Origin of the sequence: Paracoccus niistensis (genome assembly GCF_042432925.1) — a bacterium.
Classification (GTDB): domain Bacteria; phylum Pseudomonadota; class Alphaproteobacteria; order Rhodobacterales; family Rhodobacteraceae; genus Paracoccus; species Paracoccus niistensis.
In genome coordinates this window covers 289,718-306,249 of record NZ_JBHLWE010000029.1, presented here as the reverse complement: position 1 = coordinate 306,249, position 16,532 = coordinate 289,718, and the positions used below count along the sequence as shown (strand labels likewise).

At 67.2% G+C, this 16,532-nt stretch carries 15 protein-coding genes; 9 read left to right on the top strand and 6 right to left on the bottom strand.

Annotated features, from left to right (window positions below; all coding sequences use genetic code 11):
* Positions 1 to 15: 15 nt before the first annotated feature.
* The 5 genes from ACFFII_RS10010 to cysQ all read right to left on the bottom strand — a co-directional run bounded on the left by ACFFII_RS10010 (position 16) and on the right by cysQ (position 4,702).
* A complete protein-coding gene (locus tag ACFFII_RS10010; protein ID WP_377698732.1) occupies positions 16 to 1,056 on the bottom strand; it encodes a glycosyltransferase family 2 protein in 1,041 nt (346 codons plus the stop codon).
* A gap of 2 nt (positions 1,057 to 1,058) precedes the next feature.
* A complete protein-coding gene (gene galE / locus ACFFII_RS10005) occupies positions 1,059 to 2,060 on the bottom strand; it encodes a UDP-glucose 4-epimerase GalE (RefSeq protein ID WP_377698731.1) in 1,002 nt (333 codons plus the stop codon).
* A 2-nt stretch (positions 2,061 to 2,062) separates the two neighbouring features.
* Positions 2,063 to 2,953, bottom strand: coding sequence for a UTP--glucose-1-phosphate uridylyltransferase (locus ACFFII_RS10000; protein WP_090751491.1), 891 nt, complete (start codon positions 2,951 to 2,953; stop codon positions 2,063 to 2,065).
* Positions 2,954 to 3,097: 144 nt separating this feature from the next.
* Positions 3,098 to 3,898, bottom strand: a complete 801-nt coding sequence (locus ACFFII_RS09995; protein WP_377698730.1) for a 3-deoxy-manno-octulosonate cytidylyltransferase — start codon at positions 3,896 to 3,898, stop codon at positions 3,098 to 3,100.
* Positions 3,899 to 3,901: 3 nt separating this feature from the next.
* Positions 3,902 to 4,702: a 3'(2'),5'-bisphosphate nucleotidase CysQ gene (gene cysQ / locus ACFFII_RS09990; protein WP_377698729.1), complete on the bottom strand. Its 801-nt coding sequence runs from the start codon at positions 4,700 to 4,702 to the stop codon at positions 3,902 to 3,904.
* Between the two features lie 146 nt (positions 4,703 to 4,848).
* Between cysQ and ACFFII_RS09985 the strand changes: the two genes are divergently transcribed.
* The 5 genes from ACFFII_RS09985 (at position 4,849) to ACFFII_RS09965 (ending at position 11,239) form a co-directional block, all read left to right on the top strand.
* Positions 4,849 to 5,670: an ABC transporter permease gene (locus tag ACFFII_RS09985; protein ID WP_377698728.1), complete on the top strand. Its 822-nt coding sequence runs from the start codon at positions 4,849 to 4,851 to the stop codon at positions 5,668 to 5,670.
* Between the two features lie 431 nt (positions 5,671 to 6,101).
* Entirely contained in the window at positions 6,102 to 8,015 is a 1,914-nt protein-coding gene (dnaK, locus tag ACFFII_RS09980) for a molecular chaperone DnaK (protein WP_377698727.1), read from the top strand.
* 96 nt (positions 8,016 to 8,111) lie between these two features.
* Positions 8,112 to 9,257: a molecular chaperone DnaJ gene (dnaJ, locus tag ACFFII_RS09975; RefSeq protein WP_090751501.1), complete on the top strand. Its 1,146-nt coding sequence runs from the start codon at positions 8,112 to 8,114 to the stop codon at positions 9,255 to 9,257.
* A gap of 54 nt (positions 9,258 to 9,311) precedes the next feature.
* On the top strand, positions 9,312 to 10,103 hold the full coding sequence (gene radC / locus ACFFII_RS09970) for a RadC family protein (RefSeq protein WP_377698726.1): 792 nt from the start codon (positions 9,312 to 9,314) through the stop codon (positions 10,101 to 10,103).
* A gap of 122 nt (positions 10,104 to 10,225) precedes the next feature.
* A complete protein-coding gene (locus ACFFII_RS09965) occupies positions 10,226 to 11,239 on the top strand; it encodes an NAD(P)H-dependent flavin oxidoreductase (RefSeq protein ID WP_377698725.1) in 1,014 nt (337 codons plus the stop codon).
* Positions 11,240 to 11,345: 106 nt separating this feature from the next.
* Here the strand turns inward: ACFFII_RS09965 and serB are convergent, their stop codons facing one another.
* Positions 11,346 to 12,236 (bottom strand): phosphoserine phosphatase SerB, encoded by an 891-nt coding sequence (gene serB, locus ACFFII_RS09960; protein WP_377698724.1) that lies wholly within the window; start codon positions 12,234 to 12,236, stop codon positions 11,346 to 11,348.
* Between the two features lie 149 nt (positions 12,237 to 12,385).
* Here serB and ACFFII_RS09955 point away from each other — a divergent pair, with 149 nt between their 5' ends.
* From ACFFII_RS09955 to hspQ, 4 genes are all read left to right on the top strand, one after another.
* Positions 12,386 to 13,534, top strand: coding sequence for a phosphoserine transaminase (locus ACFFII_RS09955; RefSeq protein WP_377698723.1), 1,149 nt, complete (start codon positions 12,386 to 12,388; stop codon positions 13,532 to 13,534).
* 165 nt (positions 13,535 to 13,699) lie between these two features.
* Complete coding sequence (gene serA / locus ACFFII_RS09950; RefSeq protein ID WP_377698722.1) at positions 13,700 to 15,292, top strand: phosphoglycerate dehydrogenase; 1,593 nt, start codon at positions 13,700 to 13,702, stop codon at positions 15,290 to 15,292.
* A 52-nt stretch (positions 15,293 to 15,344) separates the two neighbouring features.
* Positions 15,345 to 16,094, top strand: a complete 750-nt coding sequence (locus ACFFII_RS09945; RefSeq protein WP_377698721.1) for a metallophosphoesterase family protein — start codon at positions 15,345 to 15,347, stop codon at positions 16,092 to 16,094.
* 110 nt (positions 16,095 to 16,204) lie between these two features.
* Positions 16,205 to 16,525, top strand: a complete 321-nt coding sequence (hspQ, locus tag ACFFII_RS09940) for a heat shock protein HspQ (protein WP_090751517.1) — start codon at positions 16,205 to 16,207, stop codon at positions 16,523 to 16,525.
* Positions 16,526 to 16,532 lie beyond the last annotated feature (7 nt).

The window sequence follows — 16,532 nt, the reverse complement described above, 5'->3', positions numbered from 1 at the left end:
TTCAGCATCGACATGCTAGCGCGGTCCGTTCCAGCCGCCCGCAGACATCAATCCCGCCTCGACAAGGCTTTCCCAGCCCCCAAGCCGCCGCGCCTGCGGTGCCCAGAGATCGGGGTTGTCGATCAGGGCGGCGTAATAGTCCTGGAAGGCCGAGGGATCGTGAAAATGCTGGCGCCGCTCGCGTTCGATCCGCGACTTCTCGACGATCGAGGGCAGGAACTTGGTATGCAGCAGCGCGCCGGAGAGGCGGGGGTCGCCGGGGCCATCCCAGGCGTCGTTCAGCCGCGCGGGCAGGGCCGAATGGGTCGAATTGACGTAAGCGAAACCCCGTCGCCAGCGGACCAGCGGCAGCTTGTTCAGCGTCGGCGCACGGCGCGGGTGGTTTCCGAAGAAAACGCGGTCGCGCACGCCCCCCTGAACCCAGCGGTTCCGCAATGGCGGCTGGATCGCCGTGCGATAGTTGTCCGCATCGAACCACTCCAGCCGGGCAAGCGCTGCGGCATCGTCCAGCGGCTGCGGCGGGCACAGGGGGCCCTTGGGATAAAGCTCGACCATCAGCGCGCCCAAGGCGGTGACGCGGCGGCGGTCGAGTTCGGCGATCAGATCGCGCAGCGTGGCGCGGTCGTGATGGGGAAAGACGAACAGTTCGTCGGCGTCCAGCGTCAGGCACCAGTGCCCCGCGCCATGACGGTTCAGCAGCCAGTTCGTCCAGTCACGGCCGAAGCGCGAGCCGCGATAGCTGGCGCGCGTCGTCCACAGCGTCACGTCGGGCTGGCGGGCCAGCATCTCGGCGCTGCCGTCGTCGCTGCCGTTGTCCACGATCAGGAAGCGACCCACGCCCAGCCGGCGGTGATGGTCCAGCCAGTGCGGCAGGCGCTCCGATTCGTTGCGCACGACGGCAAACGCCAGCACAGCACCTTGCCCGAGCGTCGGCCTGCCCTTGGTCACAAGGGTCAGGTCATGGCGACTGCGGAAGGCGCGCCACAGCAGGCGGCGGCGTTTCCAGTCAAGCGTCAGGCGCTGTCGCAGAGTCGGGACGGGCGCAGTCTCCGCCACCGTCAGCCGGCGTAATGCCCGGTCTGGTGCCATCGCCAGGCGTCCGAGATCATCGTCGGCAAGTTCGAGCGATGCGGCTGCCAGCCCAGCACCCGACCCGCCTTCTCACTGCCCGAGACCAGCTTCACGGCGTCGCCACCACGCCGCGGCCCTTCGACCATCGGCACGGCGCGGTTGGTGACATGGCGCGAATGATCCAGCACCTCGCGGACCGAGAAGCCGTTGCCGGTGCCGAGGCAGAAGACCTCGATTCCGCCCTCGGGCAGTTCGCCCGAGCTTCGCAGCCAGTTCAGGCCCAGGACATGGGCATCCACCAGGTCCATCACGTGGACATAGTCGCGGATGCAGGTGCCGTCCGGGGTCGGGTAATCGGTGCCGTGGATCGTCAGCGCGTCGCGCTTGCCGTCGATGGCATCCAGGATCAGCGGGATCAGATGCGTCTCGGGCTGGTGGAACTCGCCCACCTGCGCCTCGGGGTCGGCGCCCGCAACGTTGAAGTAACGGAAGATGACCGACCGCAGCCCATGCGCGTCGCCGAAGTCGCGCAGCATGTCCTCGATCGCGCGCTTGGAGGCGCCATAGGAGTTCAGCGGTGCCTGGGCGCTGGCCTCGTCCAGCACCACGCCGTCCTGGTCGCCATAGGTGGCGCAGGTCGAGCTGAAGACGAAGTCGCGGACACCTGCCGCCACCGTCGCCTCGATCAGGTTCAGCGAGGCGCAGACATTGCCGCGCCAGTACTTGCCCGGCTCGCGCATCGCCTCGCCCACCTGGCTGAGGGCGGCGAAATGCATCACAGCGACGGGCTTGTGGATGGCGAAGACCTCGTCCAGCCGGGCGCGGTCCATCAGGTCGCCCTGTTCGAAGGGGCCGAACTTCACCGCCTCGCGCCAGCCGGTGCAGAGGTTGTCATAGGTCACGGGCACATAGCCCGCAGCCGCCAGCGCCTTGCAGGCGTGCGAGCCGATATAGCCCGCGCCGCCCGTCACCAGAACCGTGTCGGCCATTCTTATTCCGCGGCTTTCCGCATCGCCATGACGTCGTGCAGGTATTCCGCGAACTCGTCCTTGAGCTCGTCGCGCGCCAGGCCGAAGGCCACCGTCGCCTGCAGGAAGCCCGCCTTGGACCCGCAGTCGTAACGCTGGCCGCGGAAGCGCAGGCCATAGACGTCGCGGCCTTCCTCGATCTCGTCGGCAATGGCGTCGGTCAGCTGGATCTCGCCGCCCGCGCCCTGCTTGAGCTTGTTGAGGTTCTCCATCACCGTCGGCGCAAGGATGTAGCGGCCGATCACGGCCAGGTTGGAGGGCGGGTTCTCCTTGGGCTTTTCCACCATGCCCTTGGCGCGGACGATGGCGCCCATATCCTCGGCCACGTCAAGGACGCCGTAGGATTTCGTTTTCTCCAGCGGCACTTCCATGGTCGCGACCATGCTGCCGCCGGTTTCGGCATGAGCCTCGATCATCTGCTGCAGGCAGGGCGGTTCGCCCATGACCACGTCGTCGGTCAGCACGACCGCGAAGGGCTCGTCATGGATCAGGCGGCGGGCGCACCAGACGGCATGGCCCAGGCCCATGGCCTTGTGCTGGCGGATATAGGCGATCGCGCCGGATTCCATGTTGGTCTGGCGCAGCAGTTCCAGAAGATCATCCTTGCCGGCCTTGCGAAGGGTGTTTTCCAGCTCGTGCGCGTGGTCGAAATAATCCTCGAGCGCGCCCTTGCCGCGCGAGGTGACGAAGATGAACTCCTTGATGCCCGCGGCCCGCGCCTCGTCGATCGCGTACTGGATCAGGGGACGGTCCACGAGGGTCATGATTTCCTTCGGGATCGACTTGGTCGCCGGAAGGAAGCGTGTGCCCAGGCCCGCGACGGGGAAAATGGCCTTTGTAACCTTGCGATTCATCCTGCGCTCCGTCTGCGAACCGGGTTTATTGGACTTATCCTATGGCTGCCGCACTGCGGCAAGATAGCTTGCGGGCAAAATCCACCGAACTGCGGCGAATGCCGCGGATTTTTGCCTAAAAGAACAGCACGGGGCCGGGACGCGTCACGCCATGCCCATGCGCCGCATCATTTCCTCGATCCGGGGAACATCCTCGGGGTTGTTCAGTTCCCAGAACTCGCGGCCCTGCGCCTGCACCTCGACGCAGAGGACCGGGTAGCCGTTTTCCAGGAAGCGCAGCTGCTCGAGCCCTTCCAGCCGCTCCAGCCGCCCCTCGGGCCAGCCGGCATAGGCCGCCAGGGCCGCCGGGCGATAGGCATAGACGCCGACGTGGTGGAACACCGGGCTTGCCGCGCCGGGCGCAACCTCGTGGGGCACAAAGGGGATGACCTCCTTCGAGAAGTAAAGCGCCCGGCCGCCCGTCCCGAAGACGGCGGTGGTGCCGCCGACCCGCCCCGCCGCACGGTCGGCCAGAAGATCGGCGCGCATCGCGCCCGAGCAGTTCAGCACCGGCGTCGCCACCTGGGCCTCGGGCGCGGCACGCAGGCCCGCGACCAGCTCCTCGACGAACCAGGCCGGCGTCAGCGGCGCATCCCCCTGAAGGTTCACGATCATCTCGGGTGTCTCGGGCAGGCCCGCCAGCACCTCGGCGCAGCGTTCCGTCCCGTTGCGGCAGGCGGAGGAGGTCATGGCGACCTCGGCCCCGAAGCCCGCCGCATGATCGGCGATGCGGCTGTCGTCGGTGGCGACGATCACGCGCGCCGCGCCCCGGACGGCCATCGCGGCCTCCCAGCTGCGGCGGATCAGGGTCCTGGGCTGACCGTCCGCACCCCGCAGCTCGACCAGCGGCTTGCCGGGATAGCGGGTCGAGGCGAAGCGGGCGGGGATAACGATGACGACGGACAAGGCTCAGCCCTTCGGGTGCAGCAGGACGCCCGGCGCATAGGCGATGAAGAAGGGGTTCTCGAAGCCCGGCTTGCCGTAGGTGAGCGGTGTGTGGTCGTCGAAGCGCACGACCTCTCCCCCTGCCCCGCGCAGCACCGCGTCGCCCGCCGCCGTATCCCATTCCATCGTGCGGCCGAGACGCGGGTAAAGGTCGGCCTCGCCCGTCGCCACAAGGCAGAACTTGAGCGAGGAGCCCGCCGAGGTCATGTCGCGCACGCCGTATTGGGCGATGTAGTCGTCGGTCGCCTGGTCGCGGTGGGATTTCGAAGCCACCACCATCAGCGCCCGGTTGTCGGGGGTGGCGTTGACGCCGATGGGGCGGATCGCGCCGGGCTGGGGCCCGAAGGGACCGGTCTCCTCGACCGAGCCGCCGTCGGCCGCCGTGTAGAACAGCCGTCCCTTGGCGGGGGCGTAGACCACGCCGCGCACCGGCACGCCGTCCTGCACATAGGCGATGTTGACGGTGAAATCGCCGCGACGCTGCACGAACTCCTTGGTGCCGTCCAAGGGATCGACGATCAGGAAGCTCGACAGCCTCTGGCCGTGGGTGTCGGCCTGTTCCTCGGTCACCAGCGGGATGTCGGGGAAGGCCGCGCGCAGGCCTTCGGCGATCAGCGTGTCGGCGGCCTCGTCGGCCTCGGTCACGGGCGAGGCGTCGGTCTTGGACCGGACCTCGAAATCGGGGCCTTCGTAGATTTCCATGATCCGGGCGCCCGCGGCCAGCGCAAGGCGGCGCATCTCGAACGTCAATCGGTCGAATTGCATGGATGTTTCCTCGTCGGACGCCGGGATCGGCGGGCTTGCACATTGAACGATGCCTTCCGGCGACTTATGATCGGCTCACGGACGATGAGCAAGCGACCCGCGCCCGGGTCCGGCGAGCGACCGCGCAGGCCAAGGGGGGCTTTCCCATGTTCACGCAGCGCAGAACCCGCAGCATGGGCGGGGCCGTCTTCACCACGGCGGCGCTGATCTATCACCAGACGGTCCAGAACCTGCGAAAGACCCACCGGAACGCGGTCGTGGGGCTGGTGCTGACGATGCTGCAGGCCTCGGTCATGATCGGGGCCTTCTTCCTGATGTATGTCATCCTCGGGGTCCGCTCGGCGCCGCTGCGGGGCGACTTCATGCTGTTCATCATGAGCGGGATCTTCCTGTTCATGGCTTTCAACCAGTGCCTCGGCCAGGTCTCGTCGGCCGGCAAGGCCACCAGCGCCATGCTGAAGCACGGGCCGATGAACACCGCCATCTCGATGTGCGGGGCGGCGCTTGCCGCGCTTTACAACAACATGCTGACGGCCCTGGTGCTTCTCGGGCTTTATCACACGCTGTGGCAGCCCATCGATATCGAGAACTGGAAGGCCTCGCTGGGGATGCTGATCTTCGCCTGGTTCACGGGGGGAACGGTCGGGCTGCTTCTGCTGTCCATCACCACCTGGCTGCCCGAGATCGGGCCGATGCTGTCACGCATCATCCGGCGGGTGAACATGATCGCATCCGGCAAGATGTTCGTGGCCAACATGATGCCAACCTATCTGCTGAAGATGTTCGACTGGAACCCGCTGTTCCACCTGATCGACCAGAACCGGGGCTTCGTGTTCATCAACTACACGCCCCACAACTCGAATCTGGCCTATCCCTTCTACTTCACGCTGACGATGCTGATGATCGGGCTGATGGCCGAGTTTGTGACCCGCAACGCCATTTCGCTCAGCTGGAACGCGGCACGCTAGACCGGCGCGGCCACCCGCAGCGTCGGGTTGACGCGCCCGGCACCCTTGACGTCGAGCGGCCGGGCCGGATGCGTCGATGCCATGGTGCCTCGGCCGCGCCCGCCCTATCACTCCCAGAGCGCCCGTAGCAAGGCGCGGGCGTTCGGTCACCCTGCCCTACAAAAGGATGCCGCGGTGGAGCAACCTTTTGTCGCCCGAGCCGACCAAGACGACGGGCCGGTGGAACCTGCTGCCCCAAGGGGCCGCAAACTCTGGCTAATCACCGCGAAAATCCTCTGGCGGCGGCGCTTGCACGCCTTGATTGCCGTCTTATATAGCCATCGAACCACCCAGGGCCCAGGCCCGGGGGCAGAATTCAACCACGGGATAGGGACGCGGGGGCCGCGTACGGACCCGCTTCCCGCACCATCGCCGCAAGAAAGGTTTTACGTATGGCCAAAGTCATCGGGATCGACCTCGGGACCACCAACAGCTGCGTCGCCATCATGGATGGCAGCCAGCCCCGCGTGATCGAGAACGCCGAGGGCGCGCGCACGACCCCCTCGATCGTTGCCTTTACCGAAAGCGAAAGGCTCGTCGGTCAGCCGGCCAAGCGCCAGGCCGTCACCAACCCCGAGAACACCATCTTCGCCGTCAAGCGCCTGATCGGCCGCCGCGTGGGCGATGCGGAAGTCGAGAAGGACAAGAACCTCGTCCCCTACAAGATCGTGGACGGCGGGAACGGCGATGCCTGGGTGCAGGTCCGGGGCGACAAGTACTCCCCCTCGCAGATCAGCGCGATGATCCTTCAGAAGATGAAGGAAACCGCCGAATCCTATCTGGGCGAGAAGGTCGAGCAGGCGGTCATCACCGTTCCGGCCTATTTCAACGACGCCCAGCGCCAGGCGACCAAGGACGCGGGCAAGATCGCGGGCCTTGAAGTCCTGCGCATCATCAACGAGCCGACGGCGGCCGCGCTGGCCTATGGCCTCGACAAGAAGGACAGCAAGACGATCGCGGTCTATGACCTCGGCGGCGGCACCTTCGACATCACCATTCTGGAAATCGACGACGGTCTGTTCGAGGTGAAATCGACCAACGGGGACACGTTCCTCGGTGGCGAGGACTTCGACATGCGGATCGTCAACTACCTGGCCGACGAGTTCAAGAAGGAACACGGCGTCGACCTGACCAAGGACAAGATGGCGCTGCAGCGCCTGAAGGAAGCCGCCGAGAAGGCCAAGATCGAGCTGTCGTCCTCGAGCCAGACCGAGATCAACCAGCCGTTCATCTCGATGGACAAGAACTCGGGCACGCCGCTGCACATGGTCGTCAAGCTGACCCGCGCCAAGCTGGAATCGCTGGTGGGCGACCTGATCAAGGCGACGCTGAAGCCCTGCCAGGCCGCGCTGAAGGACGCGGGACTGGCCAAGGGCGACATCGACGAGGTGGTCTTGGTCGGCGGCATGACCCGCATGCCCAAGGTGATCGAGGAAGTGACCAACTTCTTCGGGAAAGAGCCCCACAAGGGCGTGAACCCCGACGAGGTTGTGGCGCTGGGCGCAGCCATCCAGGCCGGCGTTCTGCAGGGTGACGTCAAGGACGTGGTCCTGCTGGACGTGACGCCCCTGTCGCTGGGCATCGAGACGCTGGGCGGCGTCTTCACCCGCCTGATCGACCGCAACACCACGATCCCGACCAAGAAGTCGCAGACCTTCTCGACGGCCGAGGACAACCAGAATGCGGTGACGATCCGGGTCTTCCAGGGCGAGCGCGAAATGGCTGCGGACAACAAGCTGCTGGGCCAGTTCAACCTCGAGGACATTCCCCCGGCGCCCCGCGGGATGCCGCAGATCGAGGTGACCTTCGACATCGACGCCAACGGCATCGTGTCGGTCAGCGCCAAGGACAAGGGCACCGGCAAGTCGCAGAACATCACGATCCAGGCTTCGGGCGGCCTGTCGGACGCCGACATCGAGAAGATGGTTAAGGACGCCGAGGCGAACGCCGAAGCCGACAAGTCCCGCCGCGAGCTGGTCGAGACGAAGAACCAGGCCGAAAGCCTGCTGCACTCGACCCGCAAGTCGCTGGACGAGCATGGCGACAAGGTGGACAGCTCGACCGTCGAGGCGATCGAACTGGCCGTAGGCGCGCTGGAAGACGCGCTCAAGTCCGAGGACGTGGGCAAGATCAAGGGCGGCATCCAGAACCTGATGGACGCCTCGATGAAGCTGGGCGAAGCCATCTACAAGGCCAGCCAGTCCTCGGACGAGGGCCAGGGCCGGGACGCCGACGCGCCGCGCGACATCGACGACGACATTGTTGACGCCGACTTCGAGGATCTCGGCGAAGACAAGCGCAAGTAAGCGCGGTGAAGCAAGCGACCGGCCCGCGCCACCCCGCGGGCCGGTCTTTTCGTGAAGGGCCGGCGCTCGCCACGGCCCAGGGGCGTACGGACGATCATGGCAAAGCGCGACTATTACGAGATTCTGGGCATCACTCGCGGGGCGTCGGCCGACGAGATCAAGCGGGCCTATCGCAACAAGGCCAAGTCGCTGCATCCCGATCTCAATCCCGACTGCAAGGTTTCCGAATCCGAGTTCAAGGAAGTCAACGAGGCTTACGATTGCCTTAAGGACCCGCAGCGCAAGGCGGCCTATGACCGCTTCGGCCATGCGGCCTTCGACGGAGGCGGATTCGGGGGCGGACGCGCGCCGCAGGGCGATTTCGGCGCGGCCTTCGCCGATGTCTTCGAGGATCTCTTCGGCGAGTTCGTAGGCGCGCGGGCGGGCGGGCGGCCCCGCGCCACGCGCGGGCAGGACCTGCGCTATGACCTGCGCGTGTCGCTGGAGGAAGCCTATCGCGGGATCGAGAAGACCATCACGGTTCCCGGTGCCGTCGCCTGTTCCTCGTGCAACGGCACGGGCGCCGAGGGCGCGGCGGAACCCACCCCCTGCCCCACCTGCTCGGGCATGGGCAAGGTCCGTGCAAGCCAGGGCTTCTTCACCGTCGAACGCACCTGCCCGACCTGCAGCGGCAACGGCCAGATCGTGAAGAACCCCTGCAAGTCCTGCGCGGGCGCGGGACGCGTGGCGCAGGACCGCAGTCTTTCGGTCGTGATCCCGGCGGGCGTCGAATCCGGCACCCGCATCCGCCTGGCCGGCGAGGGCGAAGCGGGCGTGCGCGGCGGCCCGGCTGGCGACCTCTACATCTTTGTCGAGGTCCGCGAGCACCCGATCTTCATCCGCGACGGCCGGACGCTTGCCTGCCAGGTGCCGGTGGGCATGGCGACTGCCGCTCTGGGGGGCGAGGTCGAGGTGCCGACGATCGACGGCGGCCGTTCGCGCGTCAAGGTTCCGGCCGGCAGCCAGACGGGCCGGCAGATGCGCCTGCGCGGCAAGGGGATGCCGCCCCTGCGCCATGGCGCAGGGCTGAACGGCGATCCGGGCGACATGGTGATCGAACTGGTTGTGGAAACCCCGGTGAACCTGACCACGCGGCAGAAGGAGCTGCTGCGCGAGTTCGAGGCGATCGCGGCCGACAACCACCCCCAGACGGCAAGCTTCTTTTCCAAGATCAAGAACTTCTGGGAAGGCCTGGGGGCCTGACGCGGCGGGACGCGCATTAACCGCGTGTTAACTGCGCTGGGGCAGGCTGAAGGCATGACCGCGAATCGTGCATTCCAGGAAGCCTCGCCCTCGCTGTTCGGCTTTGTCCCGGCCGAGGATGACTGCGTCCCTGTCCCGCCGCAGGCTGCGCCTTCGGGCAAGACCGCGCGGCTGCCCAGCTATATCGCCGACCACCGCGCCCGGCTGCGCGACCGCTTCATGCAGGGCGGCGCGGGGGCGATGCCGGATTACGAGCTGCTGGAGCTGATCCTGTTCCGCGCCGTGCCGCGCCAGGACATGAAGCCCATCGCACGCCGGCTTCTGGACCGCTTCGGCGACTTCAACCGCGTGCTGTCGGCCGACCCGACGCAACTGGCGCAGGTGGAAGGCGTCGGCCCGGCGGTCGTGACCGAGCTGAAGATCGTCGAGGCGGCGGCCCAGCGGCTCGCCCGGTCCAGGGTGATCAACCGCCCCGTCCTGACCAGCTGGGACGCGCTGCTGGATTACTGCCACACCACCATGGCCCATGGCGCGGTCGAGCAGTTCCGCGTCCTTTACCTCGACCGCAAGAACGTGCTGATCGCCGACGACGAGCAGGCGCGCGGCACGGTGGACCATGTCCCCGTCTATCCGCGCGAGATCGTGCGCCGCGCGCTGGACCTGAACGCCAGCGCCATGATCCTGGTCCACAACCACCCTTCGGGCGATCCCACGCCCAGCGCCGCCGACATCGACATGACCCGGCAGATCGTGGCGGCGGCAGGAACGATGGGGATCACCGTCCACGACCACCTGATCATCGGGAAAAGCCGCGAACTCAGCTTCCGCAGTTCAGGGCTGCTGTAGTCCCGGCATCCCGGCAACCTTCCGGGCGGGTTGCCCGCCATCGGACGATCCCGGCGGCAGCCCGTGGCTGGACACCTCTGCCCGCACCCGCATGATGTCGCCAGCGGCAGAAGGAAGAAGACATGGAGATCCTGACAAGGCTGGGAATGCGGGTCCCGGTGATCCAGGCGCCGATGGCGGGCGTCTCGACCCCTGCCTTGGCAGCGGCGGTCAGCACTGCAGGCGGCCTGGGCAGCCTCGGCCTTGCCGCGATGACGGGCGCCGAGGCGGCCGAGGCCATTGCCGAAACGCGCCACCTGACGGGCCGCCCCTTTGGCGTGAACCTGTTCTGCCATCAGCCGCAGCCCCGCGACCCCGAAGCGGAGGCGCGGTGGCTGGACCGGCTCGCGCCTTATTTCGCCAAGGTCCGGGCAGAGCCGCCGAGGTCCCTCACCCCGCGCTACCCGAGCGTCCTGGAAAGCGACGAACTGTTGGCCGTCGTCCTTGCCGCCCCTCCGGCACTTGTCACCTTCCACTTCGGCCTGCCGCGCCCCGACCAGATCGCCGCCCTGCGCGAAGGGGGTTGCCTCTTGGGCGCAACCGCCACCAGCGAGTCCGAGGCCCATCGCATCCGCGACGCGGGCCTTGACCTGATCGTGGCGCAGGGCTGGCAGGCCGGAGGCCATCGCGGGATCTTCGACCCGGCTGGCCCGGACGAACGAATGGAAACACTGGATCTTGTCCGGCGCGTCGCACGTTTGGGACTGCCGGTCGCGGCGGCAGGCGAGATCATGGACCGCACCGACAGCCGCCGCGCCATTGAGGCGGGAGCGGTCGCGGCTCAATGCGGCACGGCCTTCCTTCTGGCCCCCGAGGCCGCGACCTCGCCCGCCCACCGGCAGGCACTCGGCCGAGGCGAGACGCGGATGACCAAGGCGATCTCGGGCCGCCCGGCGCGCTGCTGCGCCAATGACTTCACCGCCATCCCGGACAAGGAGGCACCGGGCTATCCCGTCACCTATGCGGCAGGAAAGGCGCTGGATGCGGCCGCACGGGCGCATGGCATTACGAGCTATGGCGCGCATTGGGCCGGCACCGGCTGCGCCCGCGCCGTGGCACGACCGGCAGCGGACACCGTCGCAGCGCTGGCGCCCTAGCGCGGGCGCCTGCCCCCTGTCAGAGCGGCATCATCCGGGACGCGGGATGCCTTGACTGCATCGTGCGCGGCTGACGTCGCCCTTTTGCGGGATCGTCGGGCTGCGCTCAGGCGCCCTGCCCTGCCACGAACTCGTCCCGGCCGTAGCCCTGCAGATACAGCAGCGCCGTCAGGTCGCCGTGGTTGATGCGGATGGGGGCTTGGGCGGCAACGACCGGCTTGGCATGCAGCGCGACGCCCGTTCCGGCCAGCTGCAGCATCCCGAGGTCGTTGGCCCCGTCTCCGACCGCGATCGCGTCCGCTGGCGTCAGGCCGCGGGCGGCGGTGATCTCGTGCAGAGCCTCGACCTTGGCCTCGCGCCCAAGGATCGGCAGGCCGACGCGGCCGCTGAGCCTTCCCCCTCCGTCCGACAGAAGCACGTTGGCGCGCTGTTCGTCAAAGCCGAGGCGATCGGCGACCGGTCCGGTGAAATCCGTGAAGCCACCTGAAACCAGCGCCGTCCAGGCGCCGTTCGCCTTCATCGTCGCGACCAGCGTAGGTCCTCCGGCAGCGAGGGTGATGCGGGTTTCCAGCACTTGCGCGATCACTGTGTCGGGCAGGCCTTCCAGCAGCGCCACGCGGGCGATCAGCGCCTCGTGGAAGTCCAGCTCTCCGTTCATGGCGCGGGCCGTGATCGCGGCCACGCGCGGGCCGACGCCCGCCATGTCGGCCAGTTCGTCGATGCATTCCTGGCCGATCATGGTCGAATCCATGTCCGCCAGCAGCACCGGCTTGCGCCGCCCCGCCGTGGGCTGCACCGCAAGATCGAGGCCGCGCCCGTCAAGCTGTGCCCAGACCTCGTCGAAATCGGCGGGTGGCGATTCTATGGCGAACTCGGCCGCCGTGCCGCGGTCGAGCCAGATCGCCCGGCCGCCGTCCCACCGGCGCTGCAGCGTGGTGATGATGTCGTCGTCGAGATCGGCGCGCGTGGGCGAGGCGAGGATGCTGACGGTATACATGGAGGCCTTTCCGCTGTCGGCCCTCGCCTTAAGGAGAAATTTCACGATCCGCCAGCGTCACGGGTCTTGCGTGAAGGGAGACGCAGGGCGTATGTCCCGCAGTGGGACACCCCTCCCCAACGAGGGGCTTTTTAGCTGGAAGGCTAACCATGTTCGACACCACGACCCCGGCCGCGCGGCCGGCCAATCCGCGCTTTTCGTCCGGCCCCTGCGCCAAGATCCCCGGCTACAACCTGGACCTGCTGCGCGACGCACCCCTGGGCCGCTCGCATCGCGCTGCCATCGGCAAGAACAAGCTGGCGCAGGCGATCGACCTCACCCGCGAGGTGCTGGAGGTTCCGGCCGACTATCGCATCGGCATCGTCCCCGGCTCGGATACCGGCGCGGTCGAGATGGCGATGTGGACCATGCTGGGTGCGCGTCCTGTCGAGATGCTGGCCTGGGAAAGCTTCGGCGAGGGCTGGGTGACGGATGCGGTCAAGCAGCTGAAGCTGGATGCCACCGTCCGCAAGGCCGACTACGGCAAGATCGTGAACTTCGCGGAGGTCCATTTCGACAAGGATGTCGTCTTCACCTGGAACGGCACGACCTCGGGCGTGCGGGTGCCGAGCGGGGACGCGATCCCGGCGGATCGGCAGGGGCTGACCATCTGCGACGCGACCAGCGCGGCTTTCGCCATGGACCTGCCCTGGGACAAGCTGGATGTGGTGACCTTCTCCTGGCAGAAGGTGCTGGGCGGGGAAGGGGCGCATGGCGTCCTGATCCTGTCGCCCCGCGCCGTCGAGCGGCTGGAAAGCTATACCCCCGACCGCCCGCTGCCCAAGATCTTCCGCCTGACCAAGGGCGGGAAGCTGATCGAGGGCATCTTCAAGGGCGAGACGATCAACACGCCCTCGATGCTGTGCGTCGAGGACTACATCGTCGCGCTGAACTGGGCCAAGTCCGTGGGCGGTCTGCGCGGCCTGATCGCGCGGGCCGACGCCAATGCGCAGGTCGTGGCGGATTTCGTAGCCGAGCGCGACTGGATCGCAAACCTGGCCGAGGATCCGGCGACAGCCTCGACCACCTCGGTCTGCCTGCGCTTCACCGATCCCCGGATCAAGGACACGGCGGCTTTCGCGAAGGCGGTGGCCAAGCGGCTGGAGAAGGAAGGCGCGGGCTTCGACCTTGGCGCCTATCGGGACGCGCCGGCGGGCCTGCGGATCTGGTGCGGCTCGACCGTCGAGACGGCGGACGTGCAGGCGCTGATGCCCTGGATCGAATGGGCGTTTCAGGCGGAACTGTCCGCGCAGATGTGATCTGTCGGAGCGGGGGCCAGCCCCCGGTCGGGCCTGCCGGCCCCTGCCTCGCTGAAAAAGGTCCACCGGACCTTTTTCCGGGCGCTCGTCAGCCCCGAGGATATTTCCACGAAGAAGAACAAGGCAGGAGAGCGCCGCTGCGCCCTGCCGTTCAGGAGCAAGCACATGGCACCCAAGGTTCTGGTTTCCGACAAGCTTTCCGAAACCGCCGTTCAGATCTTCCGCGACCGTGGGGTCGAGGTCGACTATCTGCCCGAGGTCGGCAAGGACAAGGAGAAGCTGGCCGAGATCATCGGCGATTATGACGGGCTGGCGATCCGCTCGGCCACCAAGGTCACCGAGAAGCTGCTGGAAAAGGCCACGAAGCTGAAGGTCATCGGCCGCGCCGGCATCGGCGTGGACAACGTAGAGATCCCGGCCGCCTCGAAGAAGGGCGTGATCGTGATGAACACGCCCTTCGGCAACAGCGTCACCACCGCCGAGCACGCCATCGCGCTGATGTTCGCGGTCGCCCGCCAACTGCCCGAGGCGAGCGTCTCGACCCACGCCGGCAAGTGGGAAAAGAACCGCTTCATGGGTGTCGAGCTGTTCAACAAGACGCTGGGCGTGATCGGCGCGGGCAACATCGGCGGCATCGTGATCGACCGCGCCCGGGGCCTGCACATGAAGGTGCTGGCCTATGACCCCTTCCTGTCCGAAGAACGCGCGACCGAGCTGGGCGCGACCAAGGTCGAACTGGACGAACTGCTGGCCAAGGCCGATTTCATCACCCTGCACGTGCCGCTGACCGAGAAGACGCGGAACATCCTGTCGGCCGAGAACCTCGCCAAGACCAAGAAGGGCGTGCGCATCGTCAACGCCGCGCGCGGCGGGCTGATCGACGAGGCGGCGCTGGCCGAGATGCTCAAATCGGGCCATGTCGCAGGCGCGGCTCTGGACGTCTTCGCCACCGAGCCCGCCACGGAAAGCCCTCTGTTCGGGCTGCCGAACGTGGTGGTGACGCCGCACCTCGGCGCCTCGACCACCGAGGCGCAGGAGAACGTGGCCCTGCAGGTGGCCGAGCAGATGGCCGACTACCTGCTGACGGGCGCCGTGCAGAACGCGCTGAACATGCCCTCGGTCACCGCCGAGGAGGCGGCGGTCATGGGGCCGTGGATCAAGCTGGCAGGTCACCTCGGCGCCTTCGTCGGCCAGATGACGGACGAGCCGATCACGGCGGTCAACATCCTGTACGACGGCGTGGCCTCGGGGATGAACCTGAACGCGCTGAACGCCGCCGTGATCGCGGGCGTGATGAAGGCTGCGAACCCGGACGTGAACATGGTCTCGGCCCCCGTCATCGCGAAGGAGCGCGGCATCCACATCGCCACGACGACACAGGACAAGTCGGGCGTCTATGACGGCTACATCAAGGTCACGATGGTCTCGGGCGATCGCGAGCGGTCGATCGCGGGCACCGTCTTCAGCGACGGCAAGCCGCGCTTCATCCAGATCCGCGGCATCAACGTGGACGCCGAGATCGGCGAGCACATGATGTATACCCGCAACAAGGACGTGCCGGGCGTGATCGGGACGCTGGGGATGACGCTGGGGGGCCTGGGCGTCAACATGGCGAACTTCACGCTGGGCCGGGCGGCGAACGGGGGCGATGCCATCGCCATCACCTACCTGGACGAGCCCCTGCGCGACGACGTGCGCCAGGCGCTGCTGGCGACCGGCAAGTTCATCCAGGTCCGCCCGCTGCGCTTCGAGGTGTGACGGAACCCCCTCCCCGGCCGGTCCGTTGGCCGGGGAACCTGAAGGGGGCAGCATGCGCATCTATGCCATCGGCGACATCCACGGCCAGCCGGAACGGCTGCGCGAGGCGCATGCGCGCATCCTGCGTGATGGTGGCGAGGAGGCGCGGGTGGTCCATGTGGGCGACCTGATCGATCGCGGGCCGGACTCGCGCGGGGTGGTCGAATTGCTGATGGAGGGCCAGGCGCGCGGCCGGGACTGGATCGTGCTCAAGGGCAATCACGACCGCGCGCTGCCGAACTTCCTGCGCGATCCCCGCTGGATCGACCCCCGCGCGGCCGAGCGCAAGGACTGGATTGCCCGCGATGTCGGGGCCGAGGTGACGCTGGCTTCCTATGGAGTCCCGGACGCTGCCCGCCGTCCGCTGGATGAGGTCCATGCCGAGGCGGTGGCGAAGGTGCCCCAGGACCACGCGCACTGGCTCTCGGGCCTGCCCGCCTGGTATCTGAGCCCGCTGGCCCTGTTCGTCCATGCGGGCCTGCGTTCCGGCGTGGACCTCTGCGCGCAGATCGAGGATGACCTGCTGTGGATCAGGAAGCCCTTCCATGACGATCGCCGCGATCATGGGGCGCTGGTGGTCCACGGCCACACCCCGGTCCGGCAGCCGACCCATTATGGCAACCGCGTCAATATCGACAGTGGCGCAGGCCACGATGGCCCCCTGACCGCGATCCGACTGGACGCGCAGGGCGTCTGGGTGCTCGGGGATGGACCACCACGCCCGCTGCGGCCGTCACCCTCCCGGGTGCGGAATGCTACGTGAGGTTTTGTGCGGTTTCTGGGACATTTGATGCATCCGTGACCGCCCGCCGATTTACTCGGACGCCTCAACGCGTTAAGACTTGTTCCGGATACCCATAGCCGGAAGACCCGATGCGCACGGCGAAATACAACATCGGCCAGGTGGTTCGCCACCGCGAACACCCGTTTCGCGGGGTGGTGTTCGATGTGGACCCGCAATTCTCCAACACCGAGGAATGGTACCAGTCCATCCCCGAGGATTGCCGTCCGTCCAAGGACCAGCCCTACTATCACCTTTATGCCGAAACCGAGGCAACCTATTACGTCGCCTATGTGTCGGAACAGAACCTCGTCCCCGACGCCTCGGGCGAGCCGCTGGAGCATCCCGACCTGGGCATCCGCTTCGGCGAGTTCCAGAACGGCCGCTATCCGCTGCAATACGGGTTGAACTGAACCCGGG

Excerpts from the sequence above, each read along its gene's own strand:
- serB (WP_377698724.1), bottom strand. The coding sequence starts at position 12,236 with ATGTATACCGTCAGCATCCTCGCCTCGCCCACGCGCGCCGATCTCGAC.
- cysQ (WP_377698729.1), bottom strand. The coding sequence starts at position 4,702 with ATGCAATTCGACCGATTGACGTTCGAGATGCGCCGCCTTGCGCTGGCC.
- ACFFII_RS09955 (WP_377698723.1), top strand. The coding sequence starts at position 12,386 with ATGTTCGACACCACGACCCCGGCCGCGCGGCCGGCCAATCCGCGCTTT.
- ACFFII_RS10000 (WP_090751491.1), bottom strand. The coding sequence starts at position 2,953 with ATGAATCGCAAGGTTACAAAGGCCATTTTCCCCGTCGCGGGCCTGGGC.
- ACFFII_RS09945 (WP_377698721.1), top strand. The coding sequence starts at position 15,345 with ATGCGCATCTATGCCATCGGCGACATCCACGGCCAGCCGGAACGGCTG.
- ACFFII_RS09985 (WP_377698728.1), top strand. The coding sequence starts at position 4,849 with ATGTTCACGCAGCGCAGAACCCGCAGCATGGGCGGGGCCGTCTTCACC.
- hspQ (WP_090751517.1), top strand. The coding sequence starts at position 16,205 with ATGCGCACGGCGAAATACAACATCGGCCAGGTGGTTCGCCACCGCGAA.
- dnaK (WP_377698727.1), top strand. The coding sequence starts at position 6,102 with ATGGCCAAAGTCATCGGGATCGACCTCGGGACCACCAACAGCTGCGTC.
- radC (WP_377698726.1), top strand. The coding sequence starts at position 9,312 with ATGACCGCGAATCGTGCATTCCAGGAAGCCTCGCCCTCGCTGTTCGGC.
- dnaJ (WP_090751501.1), top strand. The coding sequence starts at position 8,112 with ATGGCAAAGCGCGACTATTACGAGATTCTGGGCATCACTCGCGGGGCG.
- serA (WP_377698722.1), top strand. The coding sequence starts at position 13,700 with ATGGCACCCAAGGTTCTGGTTTCCGACAAGCTTTCCGAAACCGCCGTT.
- galE (WP_377698731.1), bottom strand. The coding sequence starts at position 2,060 with ATGGCCGACACGGTTCTGGTGACGGGCGGCGCGGGCTATATCGGCTCG.
- ACFFII_RS09965 (WP_377698725.1), top strand. The coding sequence starts at position 10,226 with ATGGAGATCCTGACAAGGCTGGGAATGCGGGTCCCGGTGATCCAGGCG.